The organism is Exiguobacterium sp. s57 (genome assembly GCF_018617685.1).
In the GTDB taxonomy this organism is placed as follows: Bacteria; Bacillota; Bacilli; order Exiguobacteriales; family Exiguobacteriaceae; genus Exiguobacterium; species Exiguobacterium marinum.
In genome coordinates this window covers 24,573-39,630 of record NZ_JACSKR010000006.1, presented here as the reverse complement: position 1 = coordinate 39,630, position 15,058 = coordinate 24,573, and the positions used below count along the sequence as shown (strand labels likewise).

General features: G+C 45.4%; 19 protein-coding genes and 1 pseudogene. 6 read left to right on the top strand and 14 right to left on the bottom strand.

Annotated features, from left to right (window positions below):
- Positions 1–44 precede the first annotated feature (44 nt).
- Together KNO98_RS13060 and KNO98_RS13055 are read right to left on the bottom strand one after the other, a co-directional pair.
- Positions 45–308, bottom strand: a pseudogene (locus tag KNO98_RS13060) (heme-binding protein); the annotation flags it as partial.
- Positions 309–360: 52 nt separating this feature from the next.
- Positions 361–1,401, bottom strand: a complete 1,041-nt coding sequence (locus tag KNO98_RS13055; RefSeq protein ID WP_214701251.1) for a flavin monoamine oxidase family protein — start codon at positions 1,399–1,401, stop codon at positions 361–363.
- Between the two features lie 82 nt (positions 1,402–1,483).
- Between KNO98_RS13055 and KNO98_RS13050 the strand changes: the two genes are divergently transcribed.
- The gene (locus KNO98_RS13050) at positions 1,484–1,768 is read left to right on the top strand and encodes a hypothetical protein (RefSeq protein WP_026824420.1); all 285 of its coding nucleotides are present in this window, start codon (positions 1,484–1,486) and stop codon (positions 1,766–1,768) included.
- Here KNO98_RS13050 and KNO98_RS13045 read toward each other — a convergent pair.
- Together KNO98_RS13045 and KNO98_RS13040 are read right to left on the bottom strand one after the other, a co-directional pair.
- Positions 1,765–2,508, bottom strand: coding sequence for a nucleotidyltransferase domain-containing protein (locus KNO98_RS13045; protein WP_214701250.1), 744 nt, complete (start codon positions 2,506–2,508; stop codon positions 1,765–1,767). The two genes, KNO98_RS13050 and KNO98_RS13045, sit on opposite strands and share 4 nt — an antisense overlap.
- The gene (locus KNO98_RS13040) at positions 2,505–3,041 is read right to left on the bottom strand and encodes a DUF3841 domain-containing protein (RefSeq protein WP_214701249.1); all 537 of its coding nucleotides are present in this window, start codon (positions 3,039–3,041) and stop codon (positions 2,505–2,507) included. The genes KNO98_RS13045 and KNO98_RS13040 overlap by 4 nt, the downstream gene beginning before the upstream one ends.
- A 127-nt stretch (positions 3,042–3,168) precedes the next feature.
- Between KNO98_RS13040 and KNO98_RS13035 the strand changes: the two genes are divergently transcribed.
- A complete protein-coding gene (locus tag KNO98_RS13035) occupies positions 3,169–3,393 on the top strand; it encodes a hypothetical protein (protein WP_214701248.1) in 225 nt (74 codons plus the stop codon).
- 25 nt (positions 3,394–3,418) lie between these two features.
- On the opposite strand, the gene KNO98_RS13030 is transcribed toward KNO98_RS13035, so the two are convergent.
- Together KNO98_RS13030 and KNO98_RS13025 are read right to left on the bottom strand one after the other, a co-directional pair.
- Entirely contained in the window at positions 3,419–4,063 is a 645-nt protein-coding gene (locus KNO98_RS13030; protein ID WP_214701246.1) for a DUF3841 domain-containing protein, read from the bottom strand.
- Between the two features lie 86 nt (positions 4,064–4,149).
- A complete protein-coding gene (locus KNO98_RS13025; protein ID WP_214701244.1) occupies positions 4,150–4,572 on the bottom strand; it encodes an Lrp/AsnC family transcriptional regulator in 423 nt (140 codons plus the stop codon).
- 145 nt (positions 4,573–4,717) lie between these two features.
- Between KNO98_RS13025 and KNO98_RS13020 the strand changes: the two genes are divergently transcribed.
- A complete protein-coding gene (locus tag KNO98_RS13020; RefSeq protein WP_214701243.1) occupies positions 4,718–5,293 on the top strand; it encodes a cysteine hydrolase family protein in 576 nt (191 codons plus the stop codon).
- Between the two features lie 19 nt (positions 5,294–5,312).
- On the opposite strand, the gene KNO98_RS13015 is transcribed toward KNO98_RS13020, so the two are convergent.
- Both KNO98_RS13015 and KNO98_RS13010 read right to left on the bottom strand, forming a co-directional pair.
- Positions 5,313–5,627, bottom strand: coding sequence for a nucleotide pyrophosphohydrolase (locus KNO98_RS13015; protein ID WP_214701241.1), 315 nt, complete (start codon positions 5,625–5,627; stop codon positions 5,313–5,315).
- A gap of 15 nt (positions 5,628–5,642) precedes the next feature.
- Positions 5,643–6,017: a hypothetical protein gene (locus KNO98_RS13010; RefSeq protein ID WP_214701240.1), complete on the bottom strand. Its 375-nt coding sequence runs from the start codon at positions 6,015–6,017 to the stop codon at positions 5,643–5,645.
- A 136-nt stretch (positions 6,018–6,153) separates the two neighbouring features.
- Here KNO98_RS13010 and KNO98_RS14845 point away from each other — a divergent pair, with 136 nt between their 5' ends.
- The 3 genes from KNO98_RS14845 (at position 6,154) to KNO98_RS12995 (ending at position 8,817) form a co-directional block, all read left to right on the top strand.
- Positions 6,154–7,134 (top strand): LytTR family transcriptional regulator DNA-binding domain-containing protein, encoded by a 981-nt coding sequence (locus tag KNO98_RS14845; RefSeq protein WP_214701238.1) that lies wholly within the window; start codon positions 6,154–6,156, stop codon positions 7,132–7,134.
- Between the two features lie 130 nt (positions 7,135–7,264).
- Complete coding sequence (locus KNO98_RS13000) at positions 7,265–8,113, top strand: ABC transporter ATP-binding protein (protein ID WP_214701236.1); 849 nt, start codon at positions 7,265–7,267, stop codon at positions 8,111–8,113.
- Positions 8,110–8,817: an ABC transporter permease gene (locus KNO98_RS12995; protein ID WP_214701235.1), complete on the top strand. Its 708-nt coding sequence runs from the start codon at positions 8,110–8,112 to the stop codon at positions 8,815–8,817. The genes KNO98_RS13000 and KNO98_RS12995 overlap by 4 nt, the downstream gene beginning before the upstream one ends.
- 42 nt (positions 8,818–8,859) lie before the next feature.
- Here the strand turns inward: KNO98_RS12995 and KNO98_RS12990 are convergent, their stop codons facing one another.
- From KNO98_RS12990 to KNO98_RS14840, 6 genes are all read right to left on the bottom strand, one after another.
- On the bottom strand, positions 8,860–9,381 hold the full coding sequence (locus tag KNO98_RS12990) for a VOC family protein (protein WP_214701232.1): 522 nt from the start codon (positions 9,379–9,381) through the stop codon (positions 8,860–8,862).
- The gene (locus tag KNO98_RS12985) at positions 9,365–10,333 is read right to left on the bottom strand and encodes a Gfo/Idh/MocA family protein (protein ID WP_214701230.1); all 969 of its coding nucleotides are present in this window, start codon (positions 10,331–10,333) and stop codon (positions 9,365–9,367) included. The genes KNO98_RS12990 and KNO98_RS12985 overlap by 17 nt, the downstream gene beginning before the upstream one ends.
- Complete coding sequence (gene rpiA, locus KNO98_RS12980) at positions 10,330–11,019, bottom strand: ribose 5-phosphate isomerase A (protein WP_214701229.1); 690 nt, start codon at positions 11,017–11,019, stop codon at positions 10,330–10,332. The genes KNO98_RS12985 and rpiA overlap by 4 nt, the downstream gene beginning before the upstream one ends.
- Before the next feature lie 4 nt (positions 11,020–11,023).
- The gene (locus tag KNO98_RS12975; RefSeq protein ID WP_214701228.1) at positions 11,024–11,971 is read right to left on the bottom strand and encodes a sugar-binding transcriptional regulator; all 948 of its coding nucleotides are present in this window, start codon (positions 11,969–11,971) and stop codon (positions 11,024–11,026) included.
- A gap of 531 nt (positions 11,972–12,502) precedes the next feature.
- The gene (locus tag KNO98_RS12970) at positions 12,503–14,359 is read right to left on the bottom strand and encodes a DUF2075 domain-containing protein (RefSeq protein ID WP_214701227.1); all 1,857 of its coding nucleotides are present in this window, start codon (positions 14,357–14,359) and stop codon (positions 12,503–12,505) included.
- A complete protein-coding gene (locus KNO98_RS14840; RefSeq protein WP_353047767.1) occupies positions 14,346–14,957 on the bottom strand; it encodes an HNH endonuclease in 612 nt (203 codons plus the stop codon). The genes KNO98_RS12970 and KNO98_RS14840 overlap by 14 nt, the downstream gene beginning before the upstream one ends.
- Positions 14,958–15,058: the final 101 nt, after the last annotated feature.

Sequence of the window (15,058 nt, the reverse complement as noted above, 5' to 3'; positions counted from 1 at the left end):
GGTAACAGTGAATCTGTATCGTGTGAGAGACCCGACTCTTCAAAACGCTTTGCGATGAAGTGCGAGCTAAGTTGATAGTGGTCCGTCACCCGTTTCTTCCGAAACAACCACATGTAATTCTCTTCTGGCGTTCCTTCCATCAAATACGTGAAGACCGGGATAAGGTTCTTTTCGATATGAACAGCGACGTTCACCCCGTCCTCTTTCTCCAAGTCGATGATCGTTTGACCGAGTTGAAGTGCCTCTTCGTGACCGAGCGTCAAAAGTGCTAATTGTTCCTCTTGTGCTTGAAGTTGTGTTGTATTCATCATGATCTTTCCTTATACGAAACAAACCCGTCACACAGGGTGACAGGCTCGATTAATCTTCTATGTTGAATTGCTTTACAACCCGCTCCGCTGACCGTAACGCCCCTTCAATATGTCCCCCAAACTGCGCATCCGTCTCCGAACCGATCAAATGGAGACGGTCCCCGAGCTCGATTGGACGGTAAGCCGGGAATGCCGTGAGCGGCATGAGGTCATCAGATGTCGCTGTCTCTGATTCTGTCGACCAATCCATGTAATGAAACCGCACGAATTCATTCGCTTTCGGACCGTATAACTTCTCTAGCTGTTCGATGACACGCGTCTTCACTTGTCCTTCCCCTAACGCTGTCCGTTCATCCGGTGACAGACGGAAGAATCCGAACAGCGCGCCTTGTCCGTCCATTGGCGAGGCGTCATGAATCTCTTGGAGTGGACCGACCCAACTCATCCCAAATCCAGACAGACCTTCGTCTCGCCAAAACGGTGTCTCATATACAATGAGCGCCTTTGCCTGGGACGCCATCCACGTAGGTGTCGTCTTGAGCGCATTGCGTGTTGAAGCGGATAGCGTAGGTGCAATCGCTACATCCGCAACGAGACGTGGTGGAATCGCAAGGATCACGTTATCCGTGTGGTGCACCGAACCATTTTGAAACGTCAGTTGGACTCGGTCTGACTGTCGCTCGATCGAGGTCAGGCGGTGTCCAAGTCGAACGATGTCATCGGGCAACTTCGCATGCAGAGCTTCCACCAGACTCGTCATCCCACCGACTAAACGCTTGGATAAGACGATGCTTTCTTCCGGTAACACATGTCGTTCCGGTGCGGTCGTCGTTTGACGTTCGAGTACCATTTGTCCTGTCGTGTGTTGAACGAATGACTTGAGTCCGAGTGTATCCACGAGTTCAGAGATCGTCTTCTCCGTATCCGGCCAATACCACGTCGGACCGAGGTCGTAGCCGTCCTTCGTGAAGATACGTCCACCAACTCGGTCACGTGCCTCAAAGATTGTGACGTCATATCCGTTTTGATGAAGCTGGCTCGCGGCATAAAGCCCACTGACACCAGCTCCGATGATGGCGATTGATTTCATTGTAACTTCTCCTTTGTCGTACGTCTCTCCTCGATTATACTGAGTTAGATGGCTTTACATATGCAAGAAAGGACGACATCAATTGAAAAATATGTTCTATTATCTATTCTTCCCTTATATCGTATTGATGCGCATTTTGTACCGTTTTATTCAAACTAAGGGTCGGATGACTGTGGCGATGTGTCTCGTTTCATATCCCGTATGGTCTCTATTTTTATTCGACCTCATTCAATGGCCGACCGCAGTCGAATTTGTCATCATTATGTACGTATCAAGCGCTCTATATGTCCCTCATTTTTTCTTTGACACAGATGTGAAGCGAAGACGACCGAACGGGTACATCCCAATTGCAGAACGGCATCGTTAAGTCCAATCTATTTCATTCAGATAATCTAGAAGCTGTTGATTCGTGATGTCATCTTGTCTCAACAGTGTTTCCCCTTCCTCTACTCGCTGATCTTCCGGGAAATAGAGTTTTAGAATCGCCAAGCACGCTTCTACAGTGGTCGCAAAACTCTCATCCTTTACGTTGATTGTTAAATACCACCCTCGGATGACGCGCTTCACAATGGAGCGTTTCTCCAGATGAGACATCTGTCCACGAAGCAATTTCAACTTGGCTGCTTCAATCGAGGAAACCAAGTCCTGGTTCAACGCCTCACTCACACGAGCATCCGGCTTCATGCGCGGGAATTGAGTCGAGACATCTTCCCCGTAAACACACGTACAGAGATGTCTTAGCCAAAAGCCCCATTCAAAACGGTTCGCTGAATCCAGGGCCACATCCAGACGACCGATATCGTAGTCGATTTTAATGACTTCCGGATGTTCCTTTAGTAATTGCTCCGTCTGCTCCACCAATTCTGTGGCATCGATGTCCTCATGCACGAGCACCGTCAAATCGAGATCCGATTGCCCAGCAACGGCCGTCCCGCGCCCGATACTTCCGTAAAGGTATATGCTATGTAGCTGTTCACCGAATGCTTCTTTCACCAGTTCGATTGCTTTATAGAGGACGGTTTCAAACTCAGGCTGTATATGACGGATGGACGTTTGGTTGATGACGTAACCAGCATCGTCCGTTCCAAGTCGGGTGGGCTTGTTCATGATACACCTTGTTCGATGAACGATTGGACACCGAGCACCTGGTGAAGATGAATCTGGTCGACAATATAGTAATATTTCGTATTCGTTTCGGGATATTCCTCAACGATTGCTTCGCACCATTCACGGTCGAACATCTTCTCCCACGATGTACGCAGTTCTTCTTCGCTCTCTGCCTCACGGTCTTCAAAAGAAAGGAACCATCGATTTAAGGAGAATACCCAATATCCTGCTTCCAGTTCTAACACGGCCTCATCGGGTAGCTCGACGGTCAAGACGACACCCGGTTCCCCAACCTTTAGAAAACCACCACGCGCGACGTTGGGTGGGGTATCACTAAGCCAAACAAGATCATTCCCATTCAGTAATCGTTTCATGCGCTGCTCATATTGGTCAGCCAGCCAGTCATAGGCAGGTCGATGATTGGCATCATCCTGATCTTTAAGCATGCCGTAGTTCGGGTTGCCAAATAAAAAGCCATTTCGCTTAGCGGCTTCCCATGCATCTGCGTGCTGATATGTATAATAGATTTCCATTCCATCGACTCCTTTCAACTCTCTCTATTCAGTGTACCGAGAATAAAGGGTACAATGCCAGTGCCACTCTTTCGCTTTGGATGGATTTGGAAGTATAATGAAGGCGTAGAAAGGGAGGCATGTCTATATGAACGTCATCATGGTTTCATTATTCGGACTCATCTTCACGATTTTGCCAATCGCCGTACTAATCATCGGTATGTTGTGGATTCGTAATGTCGTCGTGCGTTTTGAGAAACGGGCTGACGAGCAACTCTTTATGGAACGTGAACGCTCGAAGCAGATAAAAGTATTGATCGAACGTCTCGACCACATCGAACAACAATTAGATTCGAACGCAAAACGCAGCTGACTCAGGTTAGCTGCGTTTCGTCTTATCACACTTTCCATTCAAACGGTTTAGATCGAATGAGTCCGAGCTTATGCCCGATTCGCCATCCCATCCCTCTCACTCGGTCTAATAAACTATCGCCTCGACCGACAAAAGGCATAACGGCTCGAACTTGTGTGAGATCGACACGATGAGTGACATACTGATATGTCAAACCGACTGAAGGTTGATTCGCTACGGTCGACTCACACCATGCACGATCAAAAATGCGCTCCCATGATTTTCGGATCTCTTCTTTTGAAAAGTGAGAATCGTCATAATCAGCGTTCTCCTCATCATAACTTTCGAAAACATATCCATTATTCAAGACGATATGCCAGTATTGAAACTCTGATGCCAATACTGCTTCATCTGGAATCTCAACCGTTAAGACAATTCCTTTCGCACCTTGATCAATATGTCCATCCCTGCCTAAATCGGGAAACTCGTCCCAACACCAGATGGGATAGTTCCCATTCATCGAAATATCGGTACGCTTCTCGTATTGCTCGACCATCCAATCATAATATATTTTAAAATCATCATAATCAGGATCCATAAACAATGCGTGTTCCCCGCTTGCTTCAAGATATCCCTTCTTTAAAGCCTGATGCCACGCAGCTTCATGCTGGTATGTATAATAAAATCCCAATGCCTTTCAATCCTTTCATCGTTCCTCTTCGGCTAGTTTAAAAGATTTCAGCAAAAGAACTACGATAAAAAAATAACCCGGTCATATTATATGATGGGTCTAAATGAGACAGGTGAAGATAGATTAATCAGGGACGAGGGACGACCATACTCCATCGATTCGTCGATGAACGTCTCCAACGTGCGCACGTTTTCCGTTACCACTTTGACGAGGTAACTATACTGCCCGGCTAAACGATGACATTCAATCACGGACGGCTGTTGACGACAAAATTCACGGAACGCCTCACACCGATGTGTGTCATAAAGAATAAAGGCAGTCATATGCTTGTCCATCTTTTCGGGATTTACGATGGCCCGGTATCCTGTAATGACTTTACGGTCTTCAAGTCGCTTTACCCGTTCGGTCGTAGCGGGCGTAGATAATCCAATCTGTCGTCCTAATTCGGTCATCGAAATCCGGGCTTGTTGTTGCATCAATTCAAGAATATGGCGGTCTATTTCATCCATTTGGCATTCACCTTTCAAAAATAAAGTGAAACGGTACATTATCCGTTCTTTCTTAAGTCATTCGCTGAAACTTCCGTCAAACCTCTATGTATCTGTATTCCTCCGTTGCATACACTTGAAGTAACCAATTCAAGGGGGAATCAACATGCAAACAACAGTCGTTCCATTACTCATCATCGATGTCCAAAAAGCCTTTCATGATCCAAGCTGGGGAAACCGCAATAATCCACAATGTGAAGAGAATATCGCGCGGTTGATTGAAGCATGGGAAGCTCAAAATCAACCAATCATCTACGTCCAACATGTCACGAACGTTCCAACCTCACTCTTCTATTTCAAAAAAGACGGTCATTTGTTCCAAGACTTCATCCAACCTCGTGAACAAGATGTCATCCTGACGAAACAGGTGAATAGCGCCTTCATCGGAACGGACTTACAGGAACGACTTGAAGCACTTGGTGCGACACAGATGGTCATCACCGGATTGATCACGAACCATTGTGTCGAGACGACCGCACGGATGGCGGGAAACTTAGGATTCAATCCAATCGTCGTCTCCGATGCGACGGCAACATTCGACCGTCAATCGATCAGCGGGACATGGATCCCCGCAGCGGTCATCCATGATGTGTCGCTCGCTAGTTTGAATGAAGAATTTGCATCGATTCAAACGACAAATGAGGTCATGAAAGATGTGTTACAAAAAGAAGTACAGTCCTGATGGATTGTACTTCTTTACTCTATGCGTTCGACTGAGGACTCGGATACTTCACTGCGTTTTTCACGAGCTTGTCTTCAATTGCTTTCGAGACATCGATGCCAGCAGCATGTGCGAACGTCAGCGCATAGATCAACACGTCTGCCAACTCCTCTTCCATCTCCGTCTTTTTCGTCTCAAGCGCTTCTTCACTCGAGATCCACTGGAATACTTCAAGTAACTCACTCGCCTCGAGGGACAGGGAAAGTGCCAAGTCCTTCGGGTTATGATGAAACGCCCAATCACGCTCATTTCTGAATCTAATGACCTCATCCATTAATCGTTGTACTTCATTCATACATGCACGTCCTCACTATTTATATTTAATCATGTTACCCACAGTAAAAACTCCACGTCTTACATACTCTTGAATCAATCGAACGGAAACCTCTTCTGATAACTCCTCTAATTCAAGCACTAGTTTCAATTCTTCATGAAATGAAGCGAACGTCGGTATTTTGTTTTCAAACTTATACGCCTTCTCGAGACGAATCAGAAAAAATGAAACATCATGTCTCTTTCCGACTGGTAGGTCATGTTTTAATAAGACGTACTCTAATTCAGTTTTCACCTGATTATGTAGTATTGAATCTTGCTCAATCACTCGAAATAGAAGGGATTGAAGCATTTCAACTTGAGATTCTAACTCGAACATGCGTGTTTGCATCTCTTCGAATTGCTTATCCATTGATTAGAGTCACTTCCCTTCACTAATTCGTTACGCATCCTATTTTACCAAAAGATGTAACTTTCATGTGTAATCATCTTCCTCTTAAGCCCTTCTCTGTAAAATGTTATACTCCAACTAAAAAGGGAGGGATTCGGTGCTTACTTTTCAAAACGTCTCGGTTCGCCAACAAGACACACTCATTCTCGAAAACATTTCATTTACGATCCAACCAGGTGAGTTAGCGGCTGTCCACTGTGGCGTCATTTCCCGAGAAATCATCTTCGGTCTCATCAGTCAGGAAATCATGACATTTACCGGGAACATCAACCACGCTTCAACGCTGTCTCTCTTCTCCATCCGGGACGGTTTATACGACCGACTCACCATCGAGGAGTGTTTACGCTTCACCAAGCGTCTTTATGATTCATCCGAATCAGTCGAATCGGTGATGCAACAGCTTCAACTCACGACTTACCGCAAGCACCGCCTCCATCGTCTCAATCGCTCCCTTGTCAGACGCACGCAGTACGCCGCGCTGCTTCTCCAGGACCGTGACCTGTATGTGTTTGAAGAACCGGATCAAGACGTGGACCAAGAAACACGACACCTTTTACGCGATACGTTACAGACATTGACGTCGAGACAAAAAGCCGTCCTCGTGTTGACGAGCAACATAGAGAGTGCGCTCTTCATGACATCGACCGTTTATCGGATTGACCATCGTCACTTGCGCCTGTTAGACGTGGAACCGGAAGAAGAGGATGAGACAGACATCTCATCTGAGGTCATCCACGTCCGTTTCGAGAAAATCCCAACGAAAGTGAACGAAAAAATCATCTTACTCGATCCTCCTGAAATCGACTTCATCGAAAGTCAGGACGGACAGTCGATTTTACATAGTCAATCGGATCAGTTCCCGAGCGTCTTCACAATGAACGAGCTCGAGACGCGTTTGACTCCGTACGGTTTCTTCCGCTGCCATCGGTCCTATCTCGTGAACTTACAACGTGTCCGTGAGGTCATCACCTATACGAAAAATAGCTTCAGTCTCGTCTTGGATGATTCAGAGAAGACAACGATTCCGTTATCTAAGACAAAAATGGCAGAATTGAAGACGATGATGGGGCTCAAATAGTCTCCATTCACAGTTCTATTCGCTTCGTTCACGTCATGATAAGCGCCGTTTGTCGCCATTTGAATGCGGTCCCCCTTTATTCCTTATACGATAGAAGCAAGCAAGATGACATCGACAAGGAGGAACAGGAATGGAACCAATCATTCAAGTGAACGGGTTGAAGAAATTGTTTGGGAACGAGGAAGCGTTACATGATGTGACGTTCACGGTAGGAAAAGGGGAAGTGTTCGGCTTCTTAGGACCGAGTGGTTCAGGAAAGACGACGACGATTAAAATTTTGACGTCACAACTCGCACAGACATCTGGAGATGCTACCGTCTTCGGTGTGCCGGTCGCTGACTTGAAACAAGAACAGTACCGTAAACGCATCGGCGTGTTGACGGACAATAGCGGTCTGTATACACGACTTTCTATAGAAGAGAACCTGAGTTTATATTGTGACCTCTATGATGAACCGAAGACTCGAATCGATGAGGTATTGAACATGGTCAATCTTAGCGGGGAACGGAAAAAGCGCATCGACAAACTCTCTAGAGGGATGTTGCAACGGGTGACGCTCGCACGCGCCCTTCTTCATGAGCCAGAGCTCCTGTTTCTAGATGAACCGACATCTGCTCTCGATCCGGTCAACTCTCGACATATCTATAAAGGGATTGAACGGTTGAAGGCTAATGGGACGACCATCTTTTTAACGACACACGACATGCAAGAAGCCGAAGAGCTATGTGATCGTGTCGCTTTCTTACATCAAGGGTCGATTCAACTGCTCGATGCCCCGAACATATTGCGCAGGAAATATGCGACGGGATCGATGCTTGTCGAATTGAACAACGGTCAGACGCATGAAGTGACGCAAACCGACGAAGGCGCGGACTGGCTCCATAAACAGATGCGTGCTAAAAATATCGCATCGATCCACTCCAATGAGCCGACACTCGGCGACATCTTTATCGAAGTGACAGGGAGGAAATTATCATGACTTTTTCAATGAAACGCGCACTCGCCATTTTCCAAAAAGACTATAAAGATTTGTCTCGAAACTTGTTCGTCTCGTCGACCTTGATTATGCCGCTCTTCTTCGCTGTCTTCTATTCGCGAATCGGTGACGGTGGCGTCGATGTCACGTACTTCGTCATCAACATCACGTTCAGCCTCGTCGCCATCTTTGTGCAGTGTGCATTGATCGCCGAAGAAAAGGAGAAAAACACGCTTCGCGGGCTCATGTTGTCCCCGGCGAGCACGCTCGACATCTTGCTCGGAAAGAGCGCTCTCACATTCGTGACGACGATGATCCTCATCGTAGCTTCGTCGTTTTTGATGGATTATGCCCCGCAAAATCTGGCTGTGATCGCCCTCGCGCTCATCGTCTCGACATTCTTTTATATCGGAATCGGAACGATGTTCGGCTTGATGACGAAGACGGTCATGGAAGCTTCACTGATTGTCATGTTGCCGTTCTTTTTCTTCTCGTTCTCACCGATGTTGTTGCCACTACAAGACCGTTTCGCCATCATCGGAGTGCTCGAGTATTTACCGAACGTGCTCTTGATTGATGTGGCCCACCAAGTGGAAGACGGTGCGAAATTCGGTGCAGTCGGGCTAGAGCTTGGGTTGCTAACTGCGTGGGCGCTTGCCGCATTCGTCGGTAGCGTTGTGATGTATAATCGGAAACAGACGGACTAAAAAAGAATCGCCCGCGAAAAGGGCGATTCTTTTCATCTACACTCATTTATGTTCCGCCGGTGTCCAACGCTCCTGTTCACTCGACGCAGGATAATCAATTCCGTCCGGATAGGCAATCAGCTCGATGAGCAATCCCCACGGTGCCTTCCCGTATACACCTCGGTTATCTCCATTGTCTTCGACTCCGGCTAACGGATGTGGTTTCGATAACAACTGTCCACCCGCACGTTCAAAGCGCTGAGCCGCCTCTTGCATATCATCCACATAAATCGCGAAATGATGTAAACCGTACGATGAGATTCCTGTCGGTTCGGTTTCATTTACTCGCTCGACTTGAAACAATTCGATAGACGGTCCTGATTTGATTTGAAGCAGTCGCATATGGATGATTTGTTGTCCGTCTGGTAAGTCCAGTTGTTGCTCCGCCTCTTCCCCTTCCATCGGTTCGTCTTCTGGACGTTGCACGTCATAGCAAATCTCAGCGTCGAACGCATCTTTCAAAAAAGTAGTCGCCTTCTCAATAGAAGGCACCGTCATTCCAATGTGATCAATTCCTCTGTTCATGATGAGTCCCCTTCCATTGTTGACGGATCCGATCCATCCACGTCATGACATCCCGTGAATAAAGTCGCGTCTCGTCAGCTTCACCAGAAATGACACGATGCATCGCGTCGATTTCATAGCGTAATGCCTGCTCCGTCTCCCCGAGCTGAACGGTCTCAACCGAGCCATCTTTCGTGTACGTGATGGTCGCCTCCGTTGCACGAGGAAACGAATTGACGGTAATGTACCCGTCTTCTCCGGCAACTACTCCTTGCTTCGGTAACTTTGTCCGCATCGCAAGGGTAATGTTCACCATTTGATCAGAACCCGTACGAAGGATCATACTCGATTGTTCATCGACCCCGGTCTTGTATGGTTTCATCGTCGTCAACACTTCCACCACTTCTTCGTCCAAGAAATTTCGAGCGAACGATAAGGCGTACGTCCCGATATCGAGCATCGCACCCCCAGCCAATTCCGGATTGAAGAAACGGTTGGACGGATCATCTTCTTTATAACTGCCAAACGTCACATGAATCATATTGACTCGTCCGATTGCACCTGCCTGAACACGACGTCTCAACTCTTCAAAGAGCGGCATATGATAAATCGTCATCGCTTCGAGCACAACTACCCCTTGATCATCAGCCAGACGTTGAATGTTCTCGAGCTCTTCACTGTTTAGTGTGATGGCTTTTTCGCAAAGGACATGCTTTCCATGTGCGATGGCTTGTTCCATCATCGAATAGTGAAGATGATGAGGCGTCGCCACATAGACGATGTCGATGTCAGGTGAAGATAACATCTCATCTAACGTTTGATAGACCTTTTTTACACTATATTTTTGCGCAAATTGTTCGGCTTTTTCTACATCTCGTCCCCACACTCCGTAGGCAATACCATCTGATTGCGCGAGTGCTTGAGCGAATTCTGTCGCAATCGTACCTGGTCCAATGATTCCCCATTGCTTCATTTCTCTTCCCCCGTTTCTGTTGAATAGACGACCGTATCGTGATGCGATGCAACGATGACGTGCGTGACGACATCTGTGAACAAGGACGTATCAACCACGCCACGTACTTGAGATAACTGGTGGTGCACCTCAATCGGATCTTCAGACGGGCGGACGACCACGTCGAGTAATCGGTTTCCGTTCACGGTCACTAGTGCTCCATCACTGTTCAAACTTTGACGAACTTGTAGAGATGTTACCCATAGGAGTTCTCGGACTTTCTCGCTCACATAGGTGAATGCCTGTGGAAGAACTTCTAAGACAATTGGATGATCGAACGTCAAACACTCCACAAATTTAGAGTCATCCACTAGTAATACATATCGCGTCGCCATTGTCGCAATGAGTTTTTCTTCCGTATGAATCCCGCCCCCACTCTTCAAGGCGTGGTGTCGTGTATCGACTTGGTCACACCCGTCAAAGGCAAGGTCGATCAGCGAGATATCCCCCGTCTCGACAACCCGAAGCCCTTTTTCCAAACAAGCGCGTCGTGTCACAAATGAAGGTGTCACGATTGTCACGTCCAGTTCATTCGCATGAATCCTATTGATTAGGTGTTGAATCGTACTGCCACCCCCAAGACCGATTGTCATCCCTGACTCAATCCAAGGGAGCGCGGCTTCAGCACACTTCTCTTTTACATCCATCTGTTCATTCCCCCTGTAACAGTTGTTGGGCCGTACGATCAGTTGTCACGATGACATCAATTAGCTGATGCTCGGCGGCGACTCGAATCGCCTCTACTTTCTCACTTCCATAGGCAACCCCGATTTTAAGTGGCACCTTTGCGAGTTGTCGATGCTCAATATGGACTGTTCGATCCGATAACGAAGTGGTCACGGTCTCTCCATTTTGATTATAAAAGTGCGAGCAAAGATCTCCGATGATTTGGAGTTCGTTTATTTCTTTGGTAAACGTTTGGCCATAGAAAGCCAACCAGTTGGATTCCTGGTTCAGTTGGGCCGAACCGATTCCAAAGAGGGCGATGTTCATCCGCTCCCATAGCTCCACGACTTCCTGAGCATGTGTTGACTGCGTCAATGCTTGTTTGATGGCGGCATCCGGTAAAATAGCAGGAACATCGATTAGTTTAGAACGTCCACGCCATTTTCGTGAGGCGTCATACGCTAACGTGTTCGCATGGAAACGACTTTCGAGTTTTCCGTCTGGCCCACCGATGAGTGGCACACATTGGATAGTTGAATACGCCTCTTTCGGTGTGAGTGCTTCCACGACGGAAGCGAGTGCTGTCCCCCAAGAAAAGCCAATCACATCGTTGTCGGTCACCACCGACTCGACATATGTTGCGCACGCTTCCCCCATACGCTGTAACGTTTCTTCACGTTGTCCTGATTTTTCGGGCACTAAGATGACATGCTTTAGACCGAACTGCTCTTTTAGTTGAACTGCCACGTCAATTGATTGATAGCGATCATAATCGATTTGAAATTTCACAATCCCTAAATCCCGAATGCGTTTTAACATGCGGCTGATGGTTGCCCGATTGACATCGAGCGTCTCCGCAATCTGGTATTGTGTTTGATTCTGTTCGTAATACAAGTGCGCTACTTCGTAAAGCCTCTTCAGTTCTTCTGACATTCAGTCACACCCCTTTGCACAAATGTACACTTAAACGAACATTTGTGCAAATTTGGGTGCATTTGATTTCAAGAAGACACAAAAAACGCGTCACGATCGATGTCGTGACGCAGGTCTCATATTCAAACGATTTATGGAAAAGGATTATTCTCATCGCTTAGTCGGATTCGAACTAGAAGAAATGGAACAAACAGAAGACTCAAATAGCCTAATGTAAACAGACGCTGCGTTTCACCAGAAATATATTGTGTGTGTCCACAGTTCGAACACGCCTTTCCGTCTTTTGAAAACCCGAGTGACCATACCTCTCTCGCTTTCCATCTATACCGACAATTCGTACAACGTGGCGCCATCGAAGTACCCCCCTTTCTTACTCATTACGAACAAAAGGGAGGGAAGTTTCACATTATCTAATTCTACATACGATGATTTTGTAATTTCTCTTTCTTATCTATCCTGTACAGAACAACGTATCTAAAAGAAATGACAACCAAGTAAACATACTTCCAGTCAACTTGCTATTCTTAAGGACTATAAAGATATACGCTGCTTCATATATTTTTGTAATTCAGGATCACAACAATACACGTAACACCCCTTCATCCCACGAGTCATTAATGTGCGATACGTATTTTTCACGAGCCGATTAAGAGCGTCCATTTCATTCTTTTTCGGTTTTGCCGGTCTAGCGCCACTATCTTTGAATTCTTCCCGCCGTACAATCAATTGTCTTGATTGTGGATCATAACCTAAATCAGGACCTATGATTACACCTGCATATGTCATTTCTAAGCCCTGTACTGTATGAATACATCCAATCTGTTCTCTTCCATCTGGATGGATTGCCCAGTCTAAACGTTTCGAATCATTCCAAGGCATTGCAAAATCATGTTCAGGAATTTGAACATCAGGAACAAGTTGTCCATCTATTCGTTCTTTTGTCCAACTCCAAGCATATCCTGCGGTCACTCGACCGTCACGTTTTGACACGACTTCGTCAATTAGTTCCTTTGGTGAGTCTAGTATTTGAATATCATATGATCCGTCTAATTCTATTGTCTCTTCATTATTAAAGAGTCCATTCACCCATTCAATATAGTTACCTGATCCACCACATCGGAATTGAGAATCCAATGTTAATTCGTGAATAATTGCATTTTGTTTCTTGGCTTCCTCTTTAATCAACGAATAGGACCCAATATCTTTCTTCGAAATCATTTGCTCATCATCAATGAAGAAAACACTCATTTTCGCACTCCGAATAATTTGAGTTGCTTGATTCTCTCCTTCAATTTTTCGTTGCATATGTCCATGGTTCTTTAAACGGTGCGCCTCATCACAAACTAATACGTCAATTTTATTCATTTGAGTATCTACATAAGAACCAGAACCTTTGAACATATCTCGAATTTCAATCATGCTTTTTTGTCTTACTAATTTTTTCCGTAAAACTTCTCGAAAAGCTGCATTCGGCGTAATGTACTCGACTAACGCCTGTTCATTCATGAGTGCCTTTAGAGCATTTAAACCGATTACAGATTTACCAGTTCCCGGTCCTCCCTTAATTAATACTACGTGCTTCTCGTCCGTGTGTAACACATGCTCCGTATAAATCGTTAAGATCTGTTCATAGGCCACTTTCTGTTCATCTAACAAAATGAACTCTTCGTTCCCCTCAAACATTAGATTTAATGTTTCTACTAATCTTTTGGAAGGTCTCAGTTTTCCTGTCTCAATTTCTGACGCGATTTCTGACCCTTGACCGGCACCTACTCGCTTTGTGACGTAATCAGCTAAGCGAAGGTCATCCATTTTGAAATAAATCGGTGCTTCCTTGTAATAATGGCTGTATCTATCATTCAATAAAGGTTCATTTTCATGTTTCCTTGAACGAATATAATTATGTAAATAAGCGCATGAATCGAGTGTTATATCAGACTCGATCGGATCTACCGATTCGAGATAATTTTCTAAGTACCGGCGATACGATAAAGCTTGATAAGAAGGGTGGACGGTCGATTGGGTTCTACCGTGAAATGCGGTTTGGACGATACCATCTCCGTCAGCGAGATCAGCCTTCGTCCATTGCTTTAGTTCGATAATAATTGCATTCTTTTGACCATCCTTATCTTTCCCTGCAATAATGAAATCAATTCGTTTTTGAGTTGATGGTAAATTAAACTCAAGAAGAATATTTACGTCATCAGGTATCGATTCTCCTCGAATGACTCGCATCATTTCTGAAAGTGAGTTTTCCCATGAAGTCATCTCGGAAGCACTAACGCGTCGATTCATTTTTTCTTCGATGTTTTTACTAAGGATATAACTAATTTCTTTTTCTAAGATGTGCTCTACAAACATGTACTTCGGTTCGTTATAAATGATCATGATTTCCCCCAAGGTTAGATTTTATTCTATTTTTCAGCTGTTCAATCGTTAAGTACTCGCCACCTTCTTTTCGATGTAGCATCGCATGGCAATTTGGACAAACCGGTCTTAAGTCAGTTATTGGATCTACCACATAATTCTGTCCTATGTCATGAAGTGGTTTAATATGATGCACATGAATAAAATCTCTACCGACTTCACCATATATTTGTTCAAAATCGATTTGGCAAACTTGACAGCTCACCCCATAGTACTCCATGCATCTTTTACGTGCGAGCGGATTACGTTCATACGTATTAACTGTAACAACTTTTCGTTTTCCTTCTTCTAATGACTCTGGTACTTCGTCTGCATAATACTCAGCGGTTAAATCTTTGTCGAAAAACGAAGTGATGTAGTCTTTCAATTCTCCCGTCAACTTCATCGATCCTTGAATATTTCCTTTCAACCCATATTCTCGCAAATATTCTAAAGACAATAGGTCAGTGTCTACTTCGTCTAACAAACGAATGCGAGACCAGTCCAATTCTTTAGAATCCTCAAACTGAACTTCATCTTTCCGAAATGTACGATCGTAACTTACATCTGAAGAGCGCACAACCCCTTCAATTACTTCAACTTTATAACGTACTTTCTGAATATGGCCAGACAGATAGATAAATAAGATGTCGCCATTTTCGTAGTTGAAAGACCGTCTCC